Source organism: Endozoicomonas sp. Z74 (assembly GCF_057680865.1).
Window position 1 is genome coordinate 1 of sequence record NZ_JBLYZI010000025.1, and the last position, 24,282, is coordinate 24,282.

Sequence of the window (24,282 nt, forward strand, 5' to 3'; positions counted from 1 at the left end):
TCTGTGAAATATGAGTGGCTCTATTTAAACGAATTCAGAACGGTAGCCGAGCTGTACCAAGGGCTGGAAAAATACTTCCAGTTCTACAATACTGAAAGGCTACATCAATCACTGAACTATAAAACACCTCAGGCAATACACTTTGGCTGAGGACTTCAACAACAGTCGGAACATAACTTAAAAAGTGGATCTTGTGGTCTAGACAATGGGGTCCACCATATTCCCACATACGAATGCTCTGGGGCAGGCCATTCAGTAACAGCAGTACAGGGGCATTGGGCTTCTCGCTGCGCAGGAAGCGAATATTGAATTTTCCTACTTTTACAAACTGTGGTGCAAATGGATCAACAACGGGTTCTGGATTATCAGAAGCAAACCGGGAAAGAGCCTTGTTTAAAAGAGACTGTGTCATATCGTTGCCTATGCCTTTAAGTGTTTATTTTTAATGTTGGTTACTATTGTATACTAGGTTATTCTGTTAAGTGTTACTTCACAAGAAGGCACTATATAGTTGCTAAGTTACCTTTTGATAACCTATGGGAATGCGCGATGGGCTCACAAGCAGGCAGTGAAAGGCGGAGTTTCAGGAATAGTGAAGATTGCCCTATCCGTGATGTGGTCGCTCAGATTGGTGATAAGTGGTCGATTCTGATTCTGTTTGCACTGGTCGATGGCCCGGACCGCTTTAACTCCCTTAAATCCCGCATAGAAGGCATTTCACAGCGTATGCTGACGCAAACCCTTCGGGATTTACAGCGTGATGGTTTTGTTCTGCGTACTGTGTATCCACAGGTTCCTGTAAAAGTGGAATATGAATTGACCGAGTTGGGCAAAGGCTTATCCGCTTCTGTTTGGAAATTAGTATCCTGGGCGGGGGATCATCACAGCGATATCCGTAAAGCACGCCAGCAATACGATGAGGAAGCTGGGGAGTAGGCGGTGAAAATAAATGGCGGGGGCATCGTTTTTTTCTTCACTTCTTCCTTTGTACAGTCTTTATTTCAACCAGCCAGGCGCGACCGTTGTGACTCAGCGGCTTTATAGCGCCTATACCGGTAAATCCATTACAATGACAGATTGCCCGGTGCACTGATGTCAGATAACGCCGGAAATAGTCTATCCCTGACCCCGTACTGTACCCAATAAAAGTGTCGCCGATGTCTGAACAAGCCAGTGCCCCACTCATACTCGTAGATGGTTCATCTTACCTTTACCGGGCCTTTCATGCCTCGGAGCGCGCCAACCTGAGAACCGCCGATGGCCGCCCTACGGGTGCCATCCGGGTGATGACCAACATGCTGAAGAGCCTGATGCGTCAGTATCCGAAGAGCCCGGTTACGGTGATTTTTGACGCCAAGGGTAAAAATTTCCGCCACGACATGTACAGCGAATACAAGGCAACCCGCAAGCCGATGCCGGATGATTTGCGTTCCCAGGTGGAACCCATCCACCAGATTGTCAGGGCATTGGGGCTGCCCCTGCTGATGGTGGAGGGGGTTGAAGCGGATGATGTGATTGGAACCCTGGCACGGCAGGCCACGGAAAAACAGATCAACACCATTATCTCCACCGGCGATAAAGACATCGCCCAGCTGGTGACCGAGCATGTTTCCCTGATTGATACCATGAACGACGCCTTTACCGATGAGAAAGGCGTTGAGGAAAAGTTTGGAATTCCGGCCAGCCTGATTATTGATTATCTGGCCCTGATGGGGGATTCCAGCGACAACATTCCCGGGATGCCCGGCGTCGGCAAGAAAACAGCCCTGGCGTTGCTTCAGGGGATTGGCAGCATTGATGCCATTGCAGAGCGGTTGGATGAGGTGCCAGCACTGGGGTTCCGGGGCAGTAAGAATTTTGCCGACAAGTTCAACGAGCACCGGGACATCGTGTTGCTTTCAAGGGAGCTGGCCACCATCAAAACCGATGTAGAGCTGCCGGTTTCCGTGGATACCCTCACCATGGAGCCGGTGGACAGCGCCCGCCTTCTGGAGCTGTTCAGGGAATTTGAATTTCGCACAATGATTGCAGAGCTGGAGAAAGGTGAGGGTTCAGAGGATGGCGAACCGTCTGAAACAGCAGCACAGGGCGAGTACAGCATTGTCACCGATGAACCTGCTTTTCTGGGCTGGCTGGAACAGCTTCAGCAAGCAGAGCTGATTGCGTTTGATACGGAAACCACCAGCCTTGACTATATGGTCGCAGAACTGGTGGGCGTATCCTTCGCCATTGAGGAAGGGAAGGCGGCCTATGTGCCGGTGGCCCATGACTACCTGGGTGCTCCGGCCCAGCTGGACAGAAACTGGGTTCTGGAAAAGTTGAAGCCGCTTCTGGAGGATTCCGGAAAACAGAAGGTGGGGCAAAACCTCAAATACGACCAGAGTGTGCTGGCCCGCTATGGGATTGATCTCAAGGGGATCGCTTATGACACCATGCTGGAGTCCTATGTCCTGAATTCGGTGGCTACCCGCCACAATATGGATGCCCTGGCGGATCGGTACCTGGGCTATAAGACGGTCAAGTATGAGGACATTGCCGGAAAAGGGGTCAAACAGCTGACCTTCAACCAGATTGAGCTGGAAAAGGCCGGGCCTTATGCGGCGGAAGATGCGGATATCACCCTGAGGTTACACAACGCTATCTGGCCTCAGCTGGAGGCGGATGAGCGCCTGAAAACGGTGTTCCACGACATTGAAATGCCGCTGGTGGATATTCTTTCCCGCATTGAGCGCAACGGAGCCCTGGTGGATGGTGGGCTTCTTGGTCAGCAGAGCCAGGAAATCGGAGTTCGCCTGGACGAGCTTGAGAAGTCCGCCCACGATCAGGCGGGCCAGCCGTTTAACCTTTCCTCTCCCAAGCAGCTCCAGGAAATATTGTTTGAAAAGCTGGAACTGCCGGTGATCAAGAAAACACCAAAGGGTCAACCTTCCACGGCGGAAGAGGTACTTCAGGAACTGGCCCTGGACTATCCCCTGCCCCGGCTGATTCTCGAGCACCGCAGCCTGAGCAAGCTGAAGTCCACTTATACGGACAAGTTGCCCCAGATGATCAACGGTGAAACCGGGCGTATCCATACTTCCTATCATCAGGCGGTCACTGCCACCGGACGGTTGTCGTCTTCTGATCCGAACCTTCAGAATATTCCCATCCGCACCCTCGAGGGGCGTCGGGTTCGTCAGGCGTTTATTGCCCCGGAAGGTTTTAAGCTGGTCGCTGCGGACTATTCCCAGATTGAGTTGAGAATCATGGCTCACTTGTCCCGGGACCAGGGATTGCTGGATGCCTTTGCCAGGGGGCTGGATATTCACAAGGCGACGGCAGCAGAAGTGTTTGGCGTGGCTCTGGACGATGTCAACAGCGATCAACGTCGCAGTGCCAAGGCCATTAATTTTGGGTTGATCTACGGCATGTCCTCCTTTGGCCTGGCCAAACAGCTGGGGGTTTCAAGAAAGTCGGCCCAGGAATACATCGACCTGTATTTTGAACGCTATCCCGGGGTGCTTCGCTATATGGATGAGACCAAGGCGTTCGCAAGGGAAAAAGGCTACGTAGAGACACTGTTTGGTCGCCGTCTGTATCTTCCTGAGATCAACGCCCGTAATGGTATGCGTCGCCAGGCGGCGGAGAGAACAGCCATTAATGCCCCCATGCAGGGGACAGCTGCAGATATTATCAAGCGGGCGATGTCTCTGGTGGATCACTGGTTACGCAGTGACAACCTGGACGCCCGGATGATCATGCAGGTTCACGATGAACTGGTGCTGGAAGTTCCTGAGGGCCAGGTGGATGCCCTGGTCAACGGCGTAAAGGCAAAAATGGCAGAGGCGGCCTCTCTGGATGTCCCGCTGCTGGTGGAGGCTGGAGTCGGTGATAACTGGGACGAGGCGCACTGAGAAAAAATATTTTAATTTTTTTTCAAATCCCGGGAACTTTTCACAAGAAGTGCTGTCTTAGTATATGTGAGTAGCGAAAATGTGTTGGCGCTGCTTGCAGTTACTCCTTGTGTGTTTAGTGTTGGCAAATTAAGTTCACGACCTGTTGCTTCCCCCAGTGGCAGGTCGTATGTGACCAGTATCCCTCCCCCGGATACTGGTTTTTTTTTTTGCCTGGAAGAAAAAATTAAATTTTTTTGAAATTCCCGGGAACTTTTCACAGAAAGCACTGTCTGAGTATATGTGAGTAGCGAAAATGTGTTGGCGTTACTTGCGGATACTCCTTGTGTGTTTAGTGTTGGCAAAAATTCGCAGTGACTACTCCCCCTTAGGTCACTGCACGTAAACCGGTAGCTTCCCCCATTGGCTATCGGTTTTTTTTTACCTGTACGTTATGAAGTTTTACCAGGCTGTGCCGACTTTTTTATTTAGGCAGGGAATAGTGATCAAGGTTCCCCGCTCTGAATACAGGCCCAGGCAAACCCAGACCTGTCTCCTGTTTTCTGTGTTTTTAGTGTTGGTCTATTGCCCGGTCTCCATTCTCCCCTGGTGACCGGTTTTTTTTGCCCACTGGATTCTGGCTTCTCGATTTTTCCGCCCTGAACCGTTTTCCCTCACCCAAACCCTCTCCAAGAGGGAGTTGGGCGGTGCACATATTTAAAAGTCCTCTCCTTCTGGGAGAGAGGGGCTGGGGGAGGGTAAAAGTCAGCCTACTCACACCCAGAACCTTTTGCCAAGAGCCAAGGATAACTTGTTCAGGCGAGCCCTTCAGGAAGATGTTTCTTCGGGGGCTGTTTCATCCCACTCTTCTTCCGGATCGGGAGCAAGCAGCCACTCATCCAGCCGGGAAGCCAGCTGGTCAACGCCGGTTTTTTTCAAAGAGGAAAACAGCTGAATGCTGACCTGGGGAAAACGGGAAAGCTCCTGTTTCAGTTTATTCAGAGCCTGCTTGGCGGCTCCCTGCTTCAGTTTGTCAGACTTGGTCAGCAGAATGTGCAGAGGCATGTTGGCACTGACACTCCAATTGAGCATCATCTGGTCAAACTCTTTCATGGGGTGGCGGATGTCCATCAGAAGCACAAGGCCGACCAGGGGCTCCCGCCGCTCCAGGTAGTCCGTCATATGGTGCTGCCACTCTTTTTTCATGGCTTCCGGGACTTTGGCATAGCCATACCCAGGCAAGTCCACCAAATAAATATCTTCTGTGACGGTGAAGAAGTTGATCAGCTGGGTTCTGCCCGGTGTTTTACTGGTTCTGGCCAGCTTGTTGGAGCCCGTCAGGGCGTTGAGCGCACTGGACTTTCCGGCATTGGAGCGGCCGGCAAAGGCGACCTCCCGTCCTTCGTTCGGTGGGCATTGGCTGAGCCGTGCTGCACTTTTGTAAAATGCGGTATGCCGGTAGTTGAGAGAGGGTTTGTTGTCGGTCATGGGTGGTTCAGAGAGTCCTGGCTTTCATAAAGAAAGAATCTATGGTCATCAACACGGTGTCCGGATTCAAGCAGCTCAGGTTATACCGGTTGTGGGTTGAGTAGTTTATACTATCGACGTTCTAGGCACATGCAGTCATGTCACCTGTGGCAAAACTGTTGTTAAAAGCTGTTGTGAAACAGCCTTCATCCGGCGGATGAATGACAACGATCGATAATAAAAGCCCACAGGTCAGACGAATAATAACAGCCAATCGAGGCAAACGCCGTAACTGGGTCAGGTTAATGAAGAAAGTCATTCTCAGTCTGGTAATTTCGTTGGGGGTAACAGGCGTAGCCTTTGCCAAAGGGGATGCAGCTGCAGGTAAGGGGAAGGTCGCTACCTGTACCGCCTGCCATGGACCTACAGGGGTTAGCCCGGCGCCTAACTGGCCGAACCTGGCAGGCCAGGGTGAGCGTTACCTTGTGAAGCAGATTACTGAAATTAAAGAAGGCAAGCGCTCTGTTCCGGAGATGGCTCCTTTTGTGGGTTCACTCACGAAGCAGGATATCGAAGATATTGCCGCCTTTTACTCAAGCCAGTCAGCGCCCGTGGGAGCTACGGATCCCAAGCACGTGTCTCTTGGTGAGTCACTCTACCGTGGTGGTGACGCGAAAAAAGGCGTACCGGCTTGCAGTGGCTGCCATTCACCCACCGGTAAAGGTAACTATCTTGCCAGTTATCCTCTGATTGCCGGTCAGAAGGCGGATTATACTGCCAAGCAGTTGCGGGACTTCCGTGAAGGAGACCGCATGAATGACGGTGACACCAAAATCATGAGAACCATTGCCGAGAAACTCAGTAATAAAGAAATTGAGGCTGTTTCCCATTACATCAGCGGATTGCGCTGAGTACTGCCGTTTTTTCAGGGGGCGAGAGGGCTTGTGAACCGGGCTCTCCATTACCCTTTGTCTTCATCTGATGATGAGCTGACGTCGAGGGCCGTTAACAACAAGAAGACCGTAATTCCTGAGCTGGGGAGTCCGGAGTGATGGCCGTGCAGGTCTAAGCGCTCAATGGCATTCATCCTGGAGGTACAAGCGTGGAATTAACAAACATCGCATTATGGCAATCTGAAGAAGAGTACCTGGAATACGAAGAGCTATCGGATATTCGCCATGAGTATTACGATGGCTATGTAGTGGCTATGACGGGTGGGACAGCCAACCACAACAAGATTACTCTGAATCTGGTAAGCGCCTTGCACAGCCGTATTCCAAAAGAGTGTGAATTATTTTCATCGGATATGCGGTTGAAAATAAGCCGTTCAGAACGTGTGAGCTACCGCTACCCAGATGTGTGGGTTCGGTGCTCTAAAAATCCTCTAACCACTGAGACCGTCGGGGATAGCGCCTGTTTAATTGTCGAAGTGTTAAGTAAAAGCACCCGTTTGATTGATCAGACCTACAAGGCCATTGAGTATAAAGAGGCGTTAAGGTCCTGCAAAGGTGAATACTTGATGGTTGATGCCGAGGAATACAGAGTTACTCTGAAACGCTGGGAAAGTGGAAAATTTGATACCAGGGAGGCGGTCAGTTTATCCGAATCCCTGTATCTTGAATCGCTGCAAGTGTCTCTGCCTGTTGAGGACATATACAAAGGCATTCGATTAGGCTGAAACCGTGCGCCCTTCCATGCAAGCCTTGAGAAAACTTGCCAACTTCATAAAAGCCTGACAAAAAAACTTTTCCTTTCACCCGGGGCATTTGTTATTTTCCCTGTGAAAATGAATGGATAAATGACAGGAATTCATCGATGTCGAAAAGTGTGAAAGGGCTTATAGGGTTGGCTCTGGTGATTCTGGTGGCCTTTCTGGCGATCAGCTTTCTGACCAGAGAAGCGCCCCAGAAAAAGACAGCTGTCACTCATCAGGAAGCGCCTGCCGTTCAGCAGGAAAAGCCTGCGGCTGAGAAAAAGGCTGAAGAGCAGGCCAAAAAGGCTCCGGAAGCCAGGCGGCCAAAAGTGACCCGTGAGTTCAAGGATGGCACCGACTACCGTACCCTGAAAACCCCGGTGAAAACCGATGTGGCTCCCGGACAGGTCGAAGTGATTTCTATTTTCTGGTATGGATGCCCCCACTGCTACTCTCTGGAGCCTATTGTCAGCCGCTGGCACAAGACACTGCCTGCGGATGTCAGCTTTGTTCAGATGCCGGGCTTCTTCGGTCCCAACCTTTGGCAGACCCATGCGCAGCTTTACTATACTGTTTTCAACATGGGGTTGGTCGATAAGGTTCATGAGGGCATTTTCAACGAGGTTCAGAACAAGCGAAACCTGTTGAAAGACAGTGGAGAGATGGCTGAATTTCTGAATCGTCGTTATGGCGTCGACAAAAAAGCGTTTATCGATCAGTTCAATTCCTTCGGTGTCAATGTTCAGTTACAGCAGGCTTTCTCCAGGCTTAAAGGCTATGAACTCAATGGTGTTCCCGCACTGATTATCGATGGTCGTTATGTGGTTGAGCCCGGTCTGGCACGCTCTCTGGATAACATGCCCGTTATTGCCGATTTTCTGATTGATAAAGTGGAAAAGGAAAGGGCGCTTGAGGCTAAAAAGCCAAAAAGTTGAAAATAAGGAACGATGAAGAAAGGGGGTGACCTTTCTTCATCCAAGGCGGTGATACCCCTATGCCAATTCGAACGTTAAAAGGTGCAATCAGTCGTCGTCTCCACCGCCAGGGCTCTCAATACCGTTCCGAGCAGGTGAATTACTGTGCTGGTCAGGGCATATCCGACGGCTTGCATACGCGAACGCTCCGTTTGTTGAGTTTTAACATTCAAGTAGGCATCAATACCCAGCAGTATCGACACTATCTGACCCGAAGCTGGCAGCACGTGCTTCCCCACTCAAACCGTAACGACACCCTGGACCGGATTGCCGGAATTCTTCCTGAGTTTGACCTGGTGGCCCTGCAGGAGGCCGATGGCGGCAGCCTTAGAAGTGGTTTTATCAACCAGACCGAGTACCTGGCACTCAAAGGTCGCTTTCCCTACTGGTATCACCAGATCAACCGCAACCTTGGCAAGCTGGCCCAGCACAGCAACGGATTGCTCAGCCGGTATGAGCCCCTGAGCCTTGAAGATCACAAACTGCCTGGACTGATCCCGGGTCGTGGTGCCATTGTCGCCCGTTTTGGTCGCACAGACGAACCTTTAACGGTGGTGATGATGCATCTGGCATTGAGTCAACGGGCCAGAAATATACAGCTTTCTTATATCCGCGAGATTGTCCAGAACCACCGCCATGTTGTATTGATGGGGGATATGAACACCCATGCGGACCAGTTATTGAATGACTCCCCTCTCAAAGGTTCTGGCCTGCTTGCGGCGCACTGGGGCCAGAACACCTTCCCCAGCTGGCGACCAAAGCGCTCCCTTGATCACATTCTTATCAGCCCCTCTCTGACCGTGAATCGGTTTGGTGTGGTGAACTCGCCTATCACCGATCATCTCCCTGTTGCCGTTGAGATTCAGCTGCCGGGTAGTGTTATTCAGCAGCCCTGAGCGAAAGAAAAAAAGAATAGCGATCAAACGGTAAGCGAGCGAGCCCTTCCTGAGCTGTATGAAGTGTGACCTCGTTCAAGATTTTATGAACGACAGAAGCCTTTCGTTCCAGAAAACAAACCGGTTGTCGGCTGGAGTGTAAACTTTCTGTGAGGAGTGGATAAGATTCGAACGGTTAAACCATGTTAAGTCATAAAGAATCATCATTAAACGACAGTTCTCATGGTTTGGATAGCTATTCAGCAGGGTTCGTCAGGAGGGATCCGCCAGGGGGAAGTCAATGTCTGTTATGCCCGCAGTGACAAAAAAAGTTAGAAGAAGAGCGAGCAGAAGAGTAATCGAAAAAAAGGACTGGAAAACCATTGGCTTTTCCAAAGAACCGTCCGGTTTTACCTTGATAGAGCTGATGATCACCGTGGTTGTACTCGGTATTCTGGCGGCTATTGCCTTCCCTTCTCTGACTCAGTCCATCGCCAATAACCGTGTGCGTTCCCAGGCGGATGACATTATGAGTGTGATGGCTTTTGCACGTTCCGAGGCCATCACCCGGGGGACAGATGTCATCATTACTCCGATCAATAGCTGGGCGGGCGGAGCCAGTGTTACAGCCAATGGCGATACCCTTTTGCAGCTGGAGTCTTTTACCGGAGTTAGCATTACTTCAGCTACGCAGTTGCGTTTTGATGCCAGGGGGCTTTTTGCCGGAGGTGCGGTATCGGTCAGCCATAGTGATACTTCCATGACTGCAACCATTACCACGTCTAATGGTGGGGCGAGCTCATTGTTGTTTGCAACCAGTGACGGCAGTGAGGATGAAGAGAGCAGCGAGGAAGCACAGGAACCGGCAAACCAGGGGGATAATGAAGCATGAGAAGATGTCATGGGACGGGCTTTACCATGATTGAAGTGCTGGTGGCTCTGATCATTGTCTCGGTGGGATTACTGGGCATTGCCGGATTGGTGGTGGAGTCCCAGAAAAACATTGTGGAAGTGCAGCAGCGTTCCATAGCCCTTCAATTGTCGGAAGATTTGCTGGCCAGAGTCAATGCCAACCGATTGGGGCTGGCCAGTTATGAACAGGATATAACCGCAGCAACGGTCCAGCCAAACACCCTTTGTAATCAGGCCAACTCAAGCTGCACGCCCGCCCAGACTGCCGCCTTTGATCTCTGGCAGTGGAGTTTGGCTTTATACGGAGCTGAGGTCAGAACAGGGGCTAATAATAATGCCGGAGGGCTGAATTCGCCTCTGGCCTGCATTGATGTGAACGGCAGTGATATTACCCTGACCATTGCCTGGAGAGGTCGCTTTCCAAGACCGGACAATAAAGCAAATGAAGGCTGCGGTGACGGTAATGCCCGTTTTCGTTCGGCGGCTGACAACGATCTGCGCCGTGTCATGACCTTTGCAACGACGGTGGGGTAGCAGGAGTTCCCATGAATCATAAAGCGCTCAATAAAGTAATGGATGACTGTAGCCACCAGGCGGGATTCACTTTGATTGAGCTGATGGTGGCAGTGACGCTGTCACTGTTTCTGCTTTCCGGTGTTGCCATTCTTTATCTCAATACCTTCGCGCTTCAGCAGGACAGCAGCCGGATGGTCAATCTTAATGATAACGCCAGAACCGCCCTGACCATTATCGCCAGGGATTTGCGTTCGGCCGGTTACAGCAACGGTTTGTCCTCAGGCAGTATTGACCGTAACGGTTTGACCGTGACCGATGATTGTTCTGGGCTGGCGGCAGCCATGAGGCCTTCTCCGGCGTTGATGGCCGGGCAATCCGGCAATGACATTCTCGGGTGTGCTTCCGGGCAGGCTGGGAATTATACGGTGGCCGACGGGATGCCATCGGACTGGCTGTTGTTCAGGGGAACCCTGGGAGCCCTGGTGGAAAACCCGGTGGCGGATACCAATTACCTCGCAGCGAGTACCCAGGAGGGCCGCTTTTTCCGTGGGGCCAATGCGCCGGCCATGACCGATGACACCGAAATCCGGCAATACCAGTTCAGTCTTTTTTATTTGCGGGACAACCAGTTGATGCTGACCCGGCTGGTTAATGATGCCCTGGTGGAGGTGGCCGTAGCCAATAACATTGAGGCTATGCGGGTCGTGCTGGGAATGGACGACAATGGCGATGGTCAGGTGAACCGTTATCTGGGGGTTCCCGATACCAGCGGTTGGTCTGAGGTCCAATGGAATCGGGTGAAAAGTGTGAAACTCCATCTGTTATCCACCACAGACAATGATCCCGCCTACACAGACACACGCACCTATCGGATGGGAGACATCACGGTGGATCCGGATGACGGAGATCAGCGCCACCGAATGCTGGCCAGTACCACCGTCAATTTATACAACCATGGGCTGAACTGATGGTATCCCAATTCAGAATCATAAAAAAAACAGCCTCAGGCCAACATCAGACCGGCATGATCCTGCTAACGTCGCTGTTGTTCCTGATGATGCTGACCACCATTGCGGTGACTGTGGTCAACCAGGGCAGCCGGTCTCCACGGATGATTGCCAATGCCGAGATTAAAGCCATTACGTTTAATGGAGCCCAGTCCACTCTGAATCAGGTAGTGGCTCTGGGAATGGATGAGTTTGAACCAGGTCGGTGTTCAGGTCTTCGTGATCCCTATAACCCGTTTCCCCCTGAAGCTGGTCTGGAGGCAGACGATCAGTTGATTCACACCTGCGGCACTGCGGCTTTGCCGCCCAGCCCCAGCATCCGGTATCGCTCTTCAAGTCCAAATGTGCCCCGCTCCGAGGCCGCCAGTGGAGTCGGGAAATATCATGTTGAATATTATCGGATTGATGCCGCCAGTGAGCGTGCTGGTATTGCCACCGCTCTGGCAATGAACACATACAAGGTCATGTTGGGGGATCAGGGGGCAGGTGCTGCCAGCAGTGATCGAAATGTGGTGGTGGGGACTGTGCCTTAGCCTTTACCTCTTACCCCTCACCCCAGCCCTCTCCCAAAGGGAGAGGGAGTAAAGGGGGGCAACCCCGGAGGAGAAGTGGTAACACCTGTACCTTTAACCCCCTCTCCCTTTGGGAGAGGGTCGGGGTGAGGGGTAAGAGGTGAGGGCCACCCGAAAATTCAACAAAAAATACGGTCGTACAATGTTGTTTAAATCACTGATGAGGTTGATCTCAGCCGGGGGAATGGCAATTGCGCTGGCCAGTGTATGGCACTCTGCAGTAGCCGATGATACGGAACTGTTTACGGGTGGCAATATTGGCAACAGCCAGCGCCCCCAGGTGATGATTTTGCTGGATACTTCAGGAAGTATGAGGTACGACGCTCCAAAAGTAGCTTATGACCCATCCAGAGTATACCCAACGGATTATTACCCGGACCCAGAAGCCTACTATCGTATGCCTTCTGATGATGCTTATTTAAAAAGTGAGTGTAAGTGGTTTTATCAACACGGTGTTTATGGGTGTCGTGGTAACTATCTTAATTGGTATGAAAAGCCTGTATACACCAAAATCAGTCTTGCAAGGCAGGCTATCCGTGACTTGATAAATGACAACCCCAATGTGGACTTTGGTCTGTCAGCCTTTATTGGTGGCAAATATGCGGGTAGTGGGGGGTACATTCGACACAGAATTTCCCCCGATGGTTCTGACATATTAAATGATTTAAATAATCTTACCCCGGATGGGGGCACCCCTTTATGCGGCGCTTATTATGAGGTGTTGAACTTTTTTACCGGCAGGAATGTTTATAAGGCTAACCTGACCAACAGCCGTGATAAAACCCTGGAGAGTGTTGTTGGAAAGCAATACAAAACCACCGATCAGTACGGTGATATTCCGGTGGTAAAGCCCTGCCAGAATCTTTACATCATTTATGTGACGGATGGTGAGCCGAGTACGGAAGACACTGTAAACAGCGTTATTTTAAAAGATAAACGGCTCAAGATTAATGGTGAAGATCGTATTACCCGATGCGATCGATATAAAAAAAACAATGGCAATATGGATGAAAACTGCCTGCCAAAACTGGCGGAATATCTTGCCAATCCCGGGTCAGGTGGTTTGGATGACAACCCGGTCACCGGTAACCAGAAAGCCTTCACATACACTATCGGATTTGCCACGGACCAGGTGCTTCTGAAAGATACAGCGGACAAGGGAAACGGTGTTTGTTATACCACCGTTGGCTCCAACACAGACTCAACCACCGGCTGCGTCGTGGTTAATGATATTGCGTCGGCCTTCCAGGGAGCTCTGGGAGAGATCCTGCAACAGACCAGTACGTTTGTGTCTCCAGCGGTGGCAGTGAACAGTTTTAACCGGACAGAGTCTCTGGACAACGCTTATTACGCCATGTTTTTGCCCAGTGAGTCATCCCGGTGGACGGGCAACCTGAAAAAACTCAAGGTCTATAAAAACAGCAACACAGCGGGCTGTACAAGTAACGACGTCCACACCCCGGGAACCGTAGTCGATCGTGGTTGTGACGCCGCGCTGGATGATGGCAGTAACCGAATTGCTGATGGCCGGAGCACTTACTGGGGAACCGTTAATGATGGCAGCAACGTGACCAGTGGTGGGCTGGGGGCAGCCCTTCTTAATACAAGGGGAACGTTTTATACCAACCTTATCAATCAATTGGGAGCGGAATACCTTGGGCCTGTAGCCAATATCAATACTGGCCTTTTTAACCTGGACGGGACAGAAGATTACACAGCGGCCAACCTGATCAACTGGATTCAGGGGCTGGATGATGACGGTAACACTCTGGACTGGGTGCTTGGCGATATTCTTCACTCCAGGCCCGTCACCCTGAACTACGGAGACCGTGACGGGAATGACACCGCATACAGCGAAACCAACCCTGATATTCGGCTGGTGTTTGGCACCAATTATGGAATGTTGCACTTTATAAAAGATCAGGGAAATACGGTGGTAGAGAATTGGTCATTTTTTGCCAAAGAAACCGCTTCTAATGTGCCCAGGCTTTACGAAAACCGGGATGATGTGCCCCATGCTTACGGACTGGACGGCCAGATCAGCGTAATTCGCCTTGATTACAACAATGATGGCAATATCAGATCAGACGATGGCGACCGTATGATTCTGTTTTTTGGTATGCGTCGGGGTGGGTACAGCTACTACGCTCTGGATGTGTCCAACCCGGATGCGGCTCCTACCCTGCTCTGGCGGATTGATAACAGTACGCCTGGGTTTGAAGAGCTGGGACAGAGCTGGTCTGCTCCGGTGCCGGTGGTGATACCTGGTCATCGTCAAGTGGTCTTGGAAACGGACTCGGAGGGCAATAGAAAAACGACGGTTTACTATAAATACGCCCTGATGTTCGGGGCGGGCTATGACGCTGACAATGACGATGATCGTCTGGGTACGACGTTGACCGGTGATAATGGTGAATACACTGGAAGAAAGTTGTCCCGGAAAGGTCGTGGTCTGTTTGTTGTGGATGCTTCAACGGGGGCTCTGATTAAAGCCTTTACGGCACCGGATGATGTGGCTCAATCCAATGCTTTAAAGTTTGAAGACAGCGCCCTTAAATGGAGCGTGGTAGCTCCTCCTGCGCCTATGGACAGCAATGGCGATGGCCTGACCGACCGGGTCTATTTTGCCGATACCGGTGGTAATGTGTTCCGGATCGATATTGGCAAGGTGTATCTGGATGACAAGGATCCCAATAAAGAGAGCGCGGTCTGGTCTCTGTTTAAACTGGCGGTTCTGGGGGCTGATGGCTCTTCTGAGCGACCTGCACCGGACTCCACGGGTGACCGGCGGTTTATGTATCAGCCTGAGCTGGTCAGAACGATTTACCGTGGTGTTCCTTACGATGCGGTGGTTCTGGGCAGTGGCAACCGGGCCAATCCTCTGAGTGAAACCGCCCGTGACCGTTATTACGTGCTCAGGGATAAGAACCTGTTTTACAGCCGCTTTGGCTCCTGCAATGAGTGCGTAAGCCCTCCTGCTGTGATCAAGCACAACCGACTTTATAACGCCACTACCAATACGATTCAGGAAGGTGATGCCACTGAGAGAAGTGAAGCATTGTCATTGCTGGATAATAAGCTGGGCTGGTTCATTAACCTCAATGCCGCGGGTGAAAAAACAACCACCGTCGGAAGTGTTTATTCAGGCCAGTTGCTGTTCAGCACTTACTCCCCCTCCCAGGCACCTGGGGTCAATATGTGTACACCCGGCGTGGGCAGTGGCCGCTTTTATGCGGTGGATCTGCATACGGCGGCAGCCATCCGGGGAGATGAAGCGGCTGACCGTTTCTCGCTGTTGTCCGTGGTTGGAACCCCTGGAGATGCAACAGTGGTTTCACTTGGAGAAGGATCAAACCTTGTCGACCTCAATACCGGTTACAGCGGCGTTGAAAGTGAGCTGGGTATTCATCGTAATGGCTGGGTAGAACAATGATGTTTTTTGAAAAGACGAACATGGAGCATAGGAAATTAAGCCAGCACCTTTCCCCTGGCTTTACCCTGATTGAATTGCTGATTGCCGTTGTGATTGTGGGGATTCTGGCGACCATCGCCCTGCCCAGCTATCAGCAATTCGTCCAGAGCGGTCGACGCTCTGAAGGCCAGGCAGCTCTGCTGAATATTGCTGGCCGACAGGAGCAGTTCTTTCTGGATAACCACACCTATACTGCAAACCTGAGGGCGCTGGGATTAAACGCAAACCCATTTATTACCGAGGAGGGCTGGTACTCTATCAGTGCCGCCTGTGATGCCGGCGGTTGTGCGGATGGTTATACGCTGACGGCAACTCCCCAGGCTGGCCAGGCTCCCGATGGTAATCTGACGTTGAATGCTTTGGGCTCTAAAACAGGAAAGTGGTAACAAGAGAAATAAAAAAGACCCGATACCAAGGGGGAAGTAAGGAGGGAGGTATCGGGCCTTATAAAAAAACAGTGAATCGGAGGGAGTCATTCACTGAGGCTAATGTTGACCTTACGGCCGGTTATTTACTATCCGTAGATAAACCTCGGCAGATAAGTAATGGAACTGCCCATAATGTCGGTGTGATGTTGGCATTATGAATTGTGCTTCGGTTGGTGGGTGAAAAAATGGGTATAATTGGCCGCTCGTTTTTCAAAGAGTCCAATACTCTTCGTATCAGTCAATCCTATGACCATTTTTCTGGATAATGCCCGATGAGCGAGTTGAAAATTGGGGTGTTTGGGTCCGCCTTTGACCCACCAACATTGGGCCACCTGGATGTGCTGCAGCAAGCTGCAGAGCACCATGATCGAATTCTACTGGTCCCCAGTGCCAGTCATGCCTTTGGCAAGCAGTCCCAACCTTTTGAGGTTCGTCTGGAGATGCTCAGACGGTTTGTCAAAGAGGCGGATGTCGCCTGCCCTCTGGATGTCTGTGACCTTGAGCAGCAGTTGCTGGCCTCCAACCCGAAACACCCGGTGTATACCTACGACCTTCTTGAGGCGCTGGAAAGTCATTATCAAAAAGCACATCAGGGGATACAGTTTTCCTTTATCCGGGGGCCCGATAACGCCCGTCCTGAAACCTGGAACCGCTTTTACAAAGCCCATGAGATTGAAGCCCGATGGTCTATTTTTACCGCCCGGGAGCGTCTGGGTATCCGCAGCAGCCAGGTTCGAAGCATTCTCGAATCCCACCAGGCTGCTGATGGCCCCTGTGTTGCCGATAGCCTTGATAATGGCCTGCCGGAAAAACGGCAGCTCAGCTCGCTGCAGGATTATCTTCTGCCTTCTGTACAGGCTTACATTGTTGATCATGGTCTCTATTTATGAAGCTTTCAGGTTTTGGTCTCGACGATGTTCAGATCAATAAAAAAGAACCCCTTTCTTCCGGTTTTCTGAAACTCTGTCGGTATACGTTGAGTCATGCCCTTTTCAAGGGGGGGATGAGTGTACCGGTGACCCGGGAAGCCGTTGTCAGACCACCTTCCGTTGGTGTGCTTCTGTATGATCCTGATACCCATAAAGTGGTGCTGATTGAGCAGTTTCGGATAGGCCCGTTGCTCAGTGATGAGGACCCATGGATGCTGGAAGTGGTAGCGGGGATCAGTGAGCCAGGGGAGTCACTTGAGGATGTGGCCCTCAGGGAAGTGGCTGAAGAGACGGGGTGCTCTGTGGAAAGGCTGATTCCGGCTATGGATTTTTATATGAGCCCCGGAGCCTCGAATGAAAAGTTCAAACTTTTCTGTGGCATTGTCGATGCAGAGCAGGCTGGGGGGATTTATGGTCTGCCAGAGGAAGGGGAAGACATCCGGGTGCACGCTCTTCCTTTTGAAGATGCCTGTGATATGGTGGAAGATGGCCGTATTGCCAATGCTCCCGCAGTCGTTGCCCTGCAATGGTTGAAACTGCACCATCATGAATTGAAACAATAGGTTGAATCATTCAATGGTTGTGAATCGAGAGTCCAGTTATCGCGCAGCCCGGCCGGTTTTCTTTCGGGCTCTTATTATCCTTCAGGTGCTGTTTGCTTTGCTTCTGTCGGGCTGTCAGGGCGGAGGTTTTTCTAATCTGTTCCCGGGCAGCGGCCTTTCGGGACTCTATAAAGAGGGGTTGCCGGGCACGGCTGACTGGGCTGTTCTGCCCTTTGTCAGTCATGTGGGTATCAAGGATGAGGTACCGGTGCAGCTTGAGCGGATGTTGATGGTTCAGTTGCCATCCGTGGGGGTAACGACTCCCAGGCTATACCCTGAATCCGAGGTCACTACCGCTTCCAGCACACTGGCCGATGCCCATCGTCGGCAGAATGCCCGGCAGTGGGCTTATCAGGAAGGCGTCAGTTTTACCCTTATGGGAGAAATCCTGGACTGGCGCTTCGAAGAGGATGGTCGGTTCCTGATGGCCCTCAAACTGGAGGTGATTGATATAAGGTCCGGCCAGTCGTTGTGGAATACCAGCGGACGGGGTGAGGGCCTGCCAGGTCAGGATGCCTATGAGGTAAGCCGTAACTTGCTGGCAGACCTTTTGACCTCTCTTCCCATCAACCGTCTGCGCTGAGGCTTTGCTTATAATCTAATAAGGCCCGGCGCAAAGAGAGAACACTATGCTTTATGCACTCAAGGATGAGCAAGACAACATTGTTGCGGTGTCTGAACAGGCATTGACCGATGAATGGCAAGCGGTTGACATGGACGACGAAGCACTGCAGGCCTTTCTCAAGAAAAATCCGGACATGGGCGGCAAGGTCATGCAGGCAGCGGATGCTGACTTTATCCGGGTTCTGGAAGATGTGATTGACCTGCTGATAGACAAGCAGGTGATCCAATTCACCGAGCTGCCGGATCCGGTTCAGGTAAAGTTGTTGAACCGTCGGCGCTACCGGGAAAGTCTGCGCAGCCAGTCTGATACCACCCAGCTCCTTGAAGGAGGAGATGGGATTCTCTGATTCCGCCTTCACCCATATGCTCTCACCCCGACCTTCTCCCTGAGGGAGAGGGGGAAGATCGTACTATTTATCCACAGAGATCTCTCCGGGACGGGTGATACGGGCCTGGGGTGTTGGCCATCCCTCAGGCCATAGAGCCTGGTTTTCCATGGAGGCATTGGGAATGATCAGTTTTGTCTCTTCCATTCGCATGGGGAACAGAACGCCGTCCAGGTGGTCTATCTCATGCTGCATGACCCGGGCGGAAAAGCCATCCAGTTCCACCTCAATCCGCTCTCCTTTCTGGTTGTAACCACAGACGTTAACGGCGGAAGGACGATTCACCCAGCCTCGGATTCCCGGTACGGAAAGGCAGCCTTCCCAGGCCCAGCAGGTGTCTTTACTGAAGTGGGTGATTTGCGGGTTGATCCAGAACTGAAAAGGAATGTCGGATACCAGGGGATAACGTTCCCGGTTGTCATCGGATATCCCAAGGCATAATACTCTGGCTGCCCAGCCCACCTGGGGGGCAGCAATGCCAATGCCATTGGCTTCAAACTGTTTTCTTTTCAGAGTTTCAAGGGTTTCCTGAAATTCATCGGTGGCAATATCCTCCATTGAAACCTGTGGCTGGCTTTGAAACAGGATGGGGTCTCCCATCACTTTCAGGTCCGGGTTTGTTGCAATGGACATGGCTGAACTGACTCCTGCAGCAGGTTTTCATTCAGTCTAACTGAATGGGGTTAAGACCCGCTGGAAAAATCCGCTTATAATGAAAAGTCTATCGACGTTTTTGAAGAACCATGACCAGAACTTATCGCCTGCTGATCTCTTGTCCCGATGCCAGTGGTATTGTTGCCGCTGTCAGTGATTTTATTGCCCGCAATGGCGGCTGGATTGTTGAGTCCAACCACCACTCTGACCCGGTGACTGGTCGTTTTTATATGCGCAATGAAATCAGGGCTGAAAGCCTCCCCTTCTCCCTGGAAGAGTTCCGGGAGCGCTTTACGCCGGTGGCGGAGAAACACAGCCTGGACTGGCGGGTCACCGATTCGGGCAAAGCAAGGCGGGTTGCGCTGCTGGCCAGCAAGCAGGCTCACTGCTTGTCGGACCTTCTGTATCGCTGGCGCAGTGGTGATCTTAAAATGGACATTCCCTGCGTTATTTCCAATCATGAAGACCTCAGGGGTTATGTGGAATGGCACGGTATTCCCTATCACTGTGTGCCTGTGGATAAAGATAACAAGGCTCCGGCGTTTGAGCAGATGACAGAGCTGTTGGGGCAATACGATGTGGATACCGTCGTGCTGGCCCGTTACATGCAAATACTGCCACCGGGGCTGTGTGAGGCATACGCTGACCGGGTAATCAACATACACCACAGCTTCTTACCCTCCTTTGTAGGGGCCAGGCCTTACCATCAGGCCTATGAACGGGGAGTGAAGCTGGTGGGTGCAACTTGTCACTATGTCACAGAAGTTCTGGATGCCGGGCCAATTATTGAACAGGATGTGATCAGGGTTGGTCATCACCATCTTCCGGAAGATATGGTCAGGCTGGGTAAAGATGTGGAGAAAAGTGTCCTGGCACGGGGGCTGAGGTATCACATTGAAGACCGTGTTATTGTGGATGAAGGCAAAACCATTATCCTGGATTGATTTCAGCTTGTGGATAAGCTGTTAAAGTCTGTGAATAACCTATGAACAGGCAGGGAATTGTGCCCTGATGTGCTTAAGGAGAAGCCATGAAACTGGAGCCGTGTCCCTGCTGTCGGGGAGAAGCTATCTATGCTGACCTGATGATTGGTAAATCGGAGATGTGGCAGGTCAGCTGCACAGGATGTGGGTTATCCACAGAGCTTGATGAAGATAAACGCTATGTAGCAGAACGTTGGAACCAGCGCCAGGAAAGTGCCCGGCTGAGAATGTGGATAACGACGCTGGCAGTGTTGCTGCCAGCGGCGATAGTGGTCAGTGCCCTGTCGGGAAGTTTGCTGGCAATGAACTTTTTCCGTTAAATCGCCATTTCCATTCTCAAGGTGGACATCAGTCAGGGCGTTTCGGATACACACTCACTGATGTTATCCACAAGCGTGTTAATAAAGCGGGCAAATCCATCAGGCCTGGCTTCTATGTTTTCTCCCAGCGGATCAAGCACACTGATTTTTACGGGCAGCCCTTTTGTTAACCGGTCAATATAAGCGGGCTGAAATTGTGGCTCACGGAAAATACAGGTATTCCCTGCTTTTTTCAGTCGCTCCCTGAGCTGGCTCAGGTGTCGGGCTCCAGGCTGCTGTTCTGGATTAAGGGTAAAATGTCCAGCAATGTTCAGCTGATATTGTTCCTGCAGATAGCCATAGGCGTCATGAAACACAAAAATAGGCCGTTGGTGGGTATGGGTCAGCTTGCCGGTATTCCGGGCATCAGCCTTATCCATTGTCTGTAAAAAAGCCTTGAGATTTTTTTCATACTGGCTGGCATTGGCCTTGTCCCTGGAGGCCAGTACTTTTGTCATGGCTGTGGCCATTGCTCTGCCATTGAAAGTGCTTAGCCAGATATGGGAGTCATACTCTCCATGGTCATGGTGATGTTCGTCTTCATCATGGTGTTTCTCATCATGAGAGTGCTCATCATGGGCATGCTCTTCAGAGGTGATGGCCCCATTTTTTCTAAGCCGGATCCCGGGAATATCCATCATTGCCACTGCTCTGGCGTTTTTGGTGCTGTCCAGAATCTTCGGGAGAAAGGCCTCCATGGATGGACCCACCCAGAAGATCACATCTGCAGAGTGGAGTTTGCGGGCATCGGAAGGTTTCAGACTATGGCTGTGGGGCGAGGCTCCTGGTGGCAGAAGAACATCTACCTCAGTGACATCGGCTGTGATGGCCTGGGCAATCAGTTGTAGCGGCTTAATGGAAGCCAGAACCCTGGGCGGATCGGCAAATACCAGCGGACTGGTCATCAACAGGGTCAGAACTGAAGCCTTCTTGAGGACTGTGGATAACTTGAGTAACGGCATTGGGCATACTGCGTGGTGAGTGAAACGTTATAATATAACATAATTATTGCCAGCAGGTTTGATGGCTTTCTCAGGTGCCCATTTTTGATGGTGATGTTGGCTAACTAGCTCCAGGACAATCCAATAAGGCAGGAAAAAGTGGACGGCAAGTCAATGGTTCTGACAAAACCATAAAAGGTTCAGAGGTGGGAGAGTAGGTAATCCATTAAGACGATGTCAGGAGCCTTTATAGAAAGGATGATAGTTATAAAGGCTCCGGTGAGTAGCGTAGAAGGAACAAGAGGATTATATGTCCTCCCAGTAGTCTTCACCAAAAATGGCGCTGAGGCGTTTGTTCTCCTCCCGGTCTTCCAGGGCCCGTCGGATTTGCAGAGAGCGCTTTGAGCCCTTTTCTTCCAATTCCGGACGAAGGAGGTGTTCGTCAAGCAGGATATCCCGGTCGATCTTCTTGCCTTTACTCATAACAGCATCCTCTTGTTGTACTTGTTTTTGTATGATGCTCAATTACGGTTACCAAAGTATGAAATCCGGCGGTTAACTTCAACCTCTGATGTCGTATAGTTGTGTAAGAGATATCTCACATATCATTAACCCTCAGGGATCTGAGGCCTTTCTTGATGCTTTTCAACTGATCACTCAGACAGGGCTCTTTCTGCATGGCGACACCTGTCGCCAGCACGTCGATCACTACCAGGTGGGCAATTCGGGACGTTAAAGGAGTGAACAGGTCGGTGTTTTCTTCTGCAGCGATCGCCAGTGGGAAATCGCAGAGAGAAGAAAGAGGTGTGTTTTCCGGACATATACCCACCACCTGGGCATGATTTTCCCGGGCCAGCCGGACACTATGAAGCAGGTCTTTGGAGCGGCCGGTTTGTGAAATAGCCACCACCACATCCTGCTCGTTCATGGTGGACGCGGTGATCAACTGGATATGAGGATCCGCACAGGCGACAGCCGTGGCCTGAAGGCGGATAAACTTATGGCGGGCATCCCTGGCGACCGCCCCTGATGCTCCAAACCCGAAAAACTCAATGCGACGGGCTGTCGCCAAAGCTGAAATGGCGGATTGCAGGCTGTTCATATTGATCCGGTCCCGGACTTGCAATAACTCCTGCACGGTTGAGTCAAACACCTTGTTTTTGAGATCGTTGGTGTTGTCGTCTTTATTCAGTTTCAGGCCTGCAAACCGTGTGGCAGAGCCTGTGCCCAGAGCCTGTGCAAGCCTTAATTTAAAGTCCTGAAATCCCTGGCAGCCAATGGCCTTGCAAAAGCGCATGACGGTGGGTTCACTGACACAGGCTTTTCGGGCCATCTGGCCAATATTCAGGTTAATGCAGGAGGCGGGTTCGCTCAGTACCCAATCGGCGACTTTTTTCTCTGAACGCCTGAGGCATTCGTACTGTTTATGCAGCTCGGCAATAGGGTCATTAAAGGAGTCATTAAGCATTGTTTTTCTTATTGGGGTTGTTATGGATATTTGTAGTTATACTACAGGGCTTTGCCCTGAAAAGCAGTTTGCTTCCTGGCTTATTGTGCCAGCCGGTTGATGCTTTCAATGGTGTTGACCAGCTTATCCGCTGAGACCGGCGGGCTGATAAGGTTGCCCTGTACTTCATCGCACTGGAATTGTTTCAGCAGAGTCAGGGTTTCAGGCGTTTCTACCCCTTCTGCCACCACTTTCAAGTTGAGTTGTTGTGCCAGTGACGTCATTGCGGTGATGATGGCTGCGTCCTCACCTTTCTTCTCCTTCAGGCCGGACACAAAGGACTGGTCGATTTTGATGACATCCACCGGAAAATGCTTCAGATAACGGAAAGAGGAGTATCCTGTGCCGAAATCGTCCATGCTGATAGTGATTTCCTGCGCTTTCAGCTGGTTAAGAGTGGCTGTGTTTTCGGCAATGTTATTGAGCAGCAGACTCTCTGTCAGTTCAAGCTCCAGGTGCTGTCCTTTCAAACCGCTGTTTTCCAGGGCGTTGATGACGACCTGGGCAAAGTCGCTCAGTATCAGCTGTGCCGCCGAAAAGTTAACCGAGAGCCGGATTTTAACCCCCTGCCTGTGAAGCTTTGCCACTTCCTGGCAGGCCTGTGAAAGAACGAGTTTGCCAATGTCGTCAATCAGGTGGCACTGTTCAGCAACAGGAATAAATTCCCCAGGATTAAGCAGGCCTTTTGTGGGGTGCTGCCAGCGCACAAGGGCTTCAATGGCGACCACTTGATTGTTTTTTCCACTGACCCTTGGCTGATAGTACACGACAAGCTCTCCCTGCTTAATCGCTGCTGTCAGCTCGTCTGCTGAAAAGCCCGCTGCTTTTTCGGAACCCATAAGGGCATTCAGTTTTATCTGGGCTTCCATACGGGTTTTCAGCCCTTTGTTGATTTTCCTGCTGTGTTGCCAGCCAGCCCACAGGATAACGCCTGCAGTCAGAAGCCAGCTGGCGGGCCACACCGTGGATAATGAGGGGTTGGTTTGGAGAAAAGCGACACAGAAAGGCACAATCGCACTGAGTGTGAAGGTGGCAACGGCGGGGAAATAAACGCCCAGAAAGGCAATGCTGCAGGCGGATAATACCAGCAGAACCATGGGAATAATGTACAGCTGCTGGACGGTCACAATGTGCAGCACAATAAGAGGAGCCATAGCTGTCAGAAAGCCGAGGCTGGCAATAAACAGAAGCGCATTTTGAACCGAGGGTGTGTGGGTGGGATCTGATGAACTCAATGGAATGCCATTGGGTTGCTTTCTCATGAAATAGTACTGAGTACCCAGAAAAACAATGGACCAGCCCAGAAGCCCTGGCAGCAGGATGTATTCCAGAAATAGAAGTCCTTCCAGCAGCAGGGAAAAGAGAGCTATGGATAAAAGAGACTGACAGCCCGAAGTGAGTTGCTGAAGCTGCTCTTTCTGAAGCGCTTCCTGAGCCTGGTGTCTCTGTATCTGCCCCGGGGTATCATGCTGTAAACGTTGGTCGACCATACTTGCTACTACAGGAATT

The 24,282-nt window shown here is 51.3% G+C and carries 25 protein-coding genes; 19 read left to right on the forward strand and 6 right to left on the reverse strand.

What is annotated here, in order from left to right; all coding sequences use genetic code 11:
- The first annotated feature begins 3 nt into the window (after window positions 1–3).
- The 3 genes from ACNRUY_RS09430 (at window position 4) to polA (ending at window position 3,893) form a co-directional block, all read left to right on the forward strand.
- A complete protein-coding gene (locus tag ACNRUY_RS09430; RefSeq protein ID WP_488110674.1) occupies window positions 4–150 on the forward strand; it encodes an integrase core domain-containing protein in 147 nt (48 codons plus the stop codon).
- A 399-nt stretch (window positions 151–549) separates the two neighbouring features.
- On the forward strand, window positions 550–936 hold the full coding sequence (locus tag ACNRUY_RS09435; RefSeq protein WP_488111402.1) for a winged helix-turn-helix transcriptional regulator: 387 nt from the start codon (window positions 550–552) through the stop codon (window positions 934–936).
- 221 nt (window positions 937–1,157) lie between these two features.
- Window positions 1,158–3,893, forward strand: a complete 2,736-nt coding sequence (gene polA, locus ACNRUY_RS09440; protein WP_488111403.1) for a DNA polymerase I — start codon at window positions 1,158–1,160, stop codon at window positions 3,891–3,893.
- An 807-nt stretch (window positions 3,894–4,700) separates the two neighbouring features.
- Here the strand turns inward: polA and yihA are convergent.
- Window positions 4,701–5,360, reverse strand: a complete 660-nt coding sequence (gene yihA / locus ACNRUY_RS09445; RefSeq protein ID WP_488111404.1) for a ribosome biogenesis GTP-binding protein YihA/YsxC — start codon at window positions 5,358–5,360, stop codon at window positions 4,701–4,703.
- Window positions 5,361–5,560: 200 nt separating this feature from the next.
- Between yihA and ACNRUY_RS09450 the strand changes: the two genes are divergently transcribed.
- The 14 genes from ACNRUY_RS09450 to ACNRUY_RS09515 all read left to right on the forward strand — a co-directional run bounded on the left by ACNRUY_RS09450 (window position 5,561) and on the right by ACNRUY_RS09515 (window position 18,290).
- Window positions 5,561–6,250 (forward strand): c-type cytochrome, encoded by a 690-nt coding sequence (locus tag ACNRUY_RS09450; protein WP_488111405.1) that lies wholly within the window; start codon window positions 5,561–5,563, stop codon window positions 6,248–6,250.
- Between the two features lie 191 nt (window positions 6,251–6,441).
- Complete coding sequence (locus tag ACNRUY_RS09455; RefSeq protein WP_488111406.1) at window positions 6,442–7,017, forward strand: Uma2 family endonuclease; 576 nt, start codon at window positions 6,442–6,444, stop codon at window positions 7,015–7,017.
- 137 nt (window positions 7,018–7,154) lie between these two features.
- Window positions 7,155–7,967 (forward strand): thiol:disulfide interchange protein DsbA/DsbL, encoded by an 813-nt coding sequence (locus tag ACNRUY_RS09460; RefSeq protein ID WP_488111407.1) that lies wholly within the window; start codon window positions 7,155–7,157, stop codon window positions 7,965–7,967.
- A gap of 59 nt (window positions 7,968–8,026) precedes the next feature.
- Window positions 8,027–8,902: an endonuclease/exonuclease/phosphatase family protein gene (locus ACNRUY_RS09465; RefSeq protein WP_488111408.1), complete on the forward strand. Its 876-nt coding sequence runs from the start codon at window positions 8,027–8,029 to the stop codon at window positions 8,900–8,902.
- Between the two features lie 280 nt (window positions 8,903–9,182).
- Complete coding sequence (locus ACNRUY_RS09470; protein ID WP_488111409.1) at window positions 9,183–9,773, forward strand: GspH/FimT family pseudopilin; 591 nt, start codon at window positions 9,183–9,185, stop codon at window positions 9,771–9,773.
- Entirely contained in the window at window positions 9,770–10,327 is a 558-nt protein-coding gene (pilV, locus tag ACNRUY_RS09475; RefSeq protein WP_488111410.1) for a type IV pilus modification protein PilV, read from the forward strand. The genes ACNRUY_RS09470 and pilV overlap by 4 nt, the downstream gene beginning before the upstream one ends.
- Before the next feature lie 11 nt (window positions 10,328–10,338).
- Window positions 10,339–11,277 carry a PilW family protein gene (locus ACNRUY_RS09480; protein WP_488111411.1) on the forward strand — a complete coding sequence of 313 codons (939 nt, stop codon included), beginning with the start codon at window positions 10,339–10,341 and terminating at the stop codon, window positions 11,275–11,277.
- Between the two features lie 56 nt (window positions 11,278–11,333).
- A complete protein-coding gene (locus ACNRUY_RS09485) occupies window positions 11,334–11,849 on the forward strand; it encodes a hypothetical protein (RefSeq protein ID WP_488111412.1) in 516 nt (171 codons plus the stop codon).
- 223 nt (window positions 11,850–12,072) lie between these two features.
- Window positions 12,073–15,321: a hypothetical protein gene (locus tag ACNRUY_RS09490; protein ID WP_488111413.1), complete on the forward strand. Its 3,249-nt coding sequence runs from the start codon at window positions 12,073–12,075 to the stop codon at window positions 15,319–15,321.
- Complete coding sequence (locus tag ACNRUY_RS09495; RefSeq protein WP_488111414.1) at window positions 15,318–15,746, forward strand: type IV pilin protein; 429 nt, start codon at window positions 15,318–15,320, stop codon at window positions 15,744–15,746. Before ACNRUY_RS09490 ends, ACNRUY_RS09495 begins: the two co-directional genes overlap by 4 nt.
- A gap of 314 nt (window positions 15,747–16,060) precedes the next feature.
- Window positions 16,061–16,678, forward strand: a complete 618-nt coding sequence (locus ACNRUY_RS09500; RefSeq protein WP_488111415.1) for an adenylyltransferase/cytidyltransferase family protein — start codon at window positions 16,061–16,063, stop codon at window positions 16,676–16,678.
- Complete coding sequence (locus ACNRUY_RS09505) at window positions 16,675–17,280, forward strand: NUDIX domain-containing protein (RefSeq protein WP_488111416.1); 606 nt, start codon at window positions 16,675–16,677, stop codon at window positions 17,278–17,280. The genes ACNRUY_RS09500 and ACNRUY_RS09505 overlap by 4 nt, the downstream gene beginning before the upstream one ends.
- Window positions 17,281–17,293: 13 nt before the next feature.
- On the forward strand, window positions 17,294–17,902 hold the full coding sequence (locus tag ACNRUY_RS09510) for a hypothetical protein (protein WP_488111417.1): 609 nt from the start codon (window positions 17,294–17,296) through the stop codon (window positions 17,900–17,902).
- A 46-nt stretch (window positions 17,903–17,948) separates the two neighbouring features.
- On the forward strand, window positions 17,949–18,290 hold the full coding sequence (locus tag ACNRUY_RS09515) for a hypothetical protein (protein ID WP_488111418.1): 342 nt from the start codon (window positions 17,949–17,951) through the stop codon (window positions 18,288–18,290).
- Between the two features lie 63 nt (window positions 18,291–18,353).
- On the opposite strand, the gene def is transcribed toward ACNRUY_RS09515, so the two are convergent.
- On the reverse strand, window positions 18,354–18,962 hold the full coding sequence (def, locus tag ACNRUY_RS09520) for a peptide deformylase (protein WP_488111419.1): 609 nt from the start codon (window positions 18,960–18,962) through the stop codon (window positions 18,354–18,356).
- Window positions 18,963–19,072: 110 nt separating this feature from the next.
- Between def and purU the strand changes: the two genes are divergently transcribed.
- Both purU and ACNRUY_RS09530 read left to right on the forward strand, forming a co-directional pair.
- Window positions 19,073–19,927: a formyltetrahydrofolate deformylase gene (gene purU, locus ACNRUY_RS09525; RefSeq protein ID WP_488111420.1), complete on the forward strand. Its 855-nt coding sequence runs from the start codon at window positions 19,073–19,075 to the stop codon at window positions 19,925–19,927.
- A gap of 86 nt (window positions 19,928–20,013) precedes the next feature.
- On the forward strand, window positions 20,014–20,286 hold the full coding sequence (locus tag ACNRUY_RS09530; protein ID WP_488111421.1) for a Lar family restriction alleviation protein: 273 nt from the start codon (window positions 20,014–20,016) through the stop codon (window positions 20,284–20,286).
- 32 nt (window positions 20,287–20,318) lie between these two features.
- On the opposite strand, the gene znuA is transcribed toward ACNRUY_RS09530, so the two are convergent.
- The 4 genes from znuA to ACNRUY_RS09550 form a co-directional block, all read right to left on the reverse strand.
- Entirely contained in the window at window positions 20,319–21,287 is a 969-nt protein-coding gene (gene znuA / locus ACNRUY_RS09535; RefSeq protein ID WP_488111422.1) for a zinc ABC transporter substrate-binding protein ZnuA, read from the reverse strand.
- Window positions 21,288–21,572: 285 nt separating this feature from the next.
- Complete coding sequence (locus ACNRUY_RS09540; RefSeq protein ID WP_488111423.1) at window positions 21,573–21,749, reverse strand: hypothetical protein; 177 nt, start codon at window positions 21,747–21,749, stop codon at window positions 21,573–21,575.
- 115 nt (window positions 21,750–21,864) lie between these two features.
- Window positions 21,865–22,734 (reverse strand): MurR/RpiR family transcriptional regulator, encoded by an 870-nt coding sequence (locus ACNRUY_RS09545; RefSeq protein WP_488111424.1) that lies wholly within the window; start codon window positions 22,732–22,734, stop codon window positions 21,865–21,867.
- Window positions 22,735–22,814: 80 nt separating this feature from the next.
- Window positions 22,815–24,263, reverse strand: coding sequence for an EAL domain-containing protein (locus tag ACNRUY_RS09550; protein WP_488111425.1), 1,449 nt, complete (start codon window positions 24,261–24,263; stop codon window positions 22,815–22,817).
- Between the last annotated feature and the right edge of the window lie 19 nt (window positions 24,264–24,282).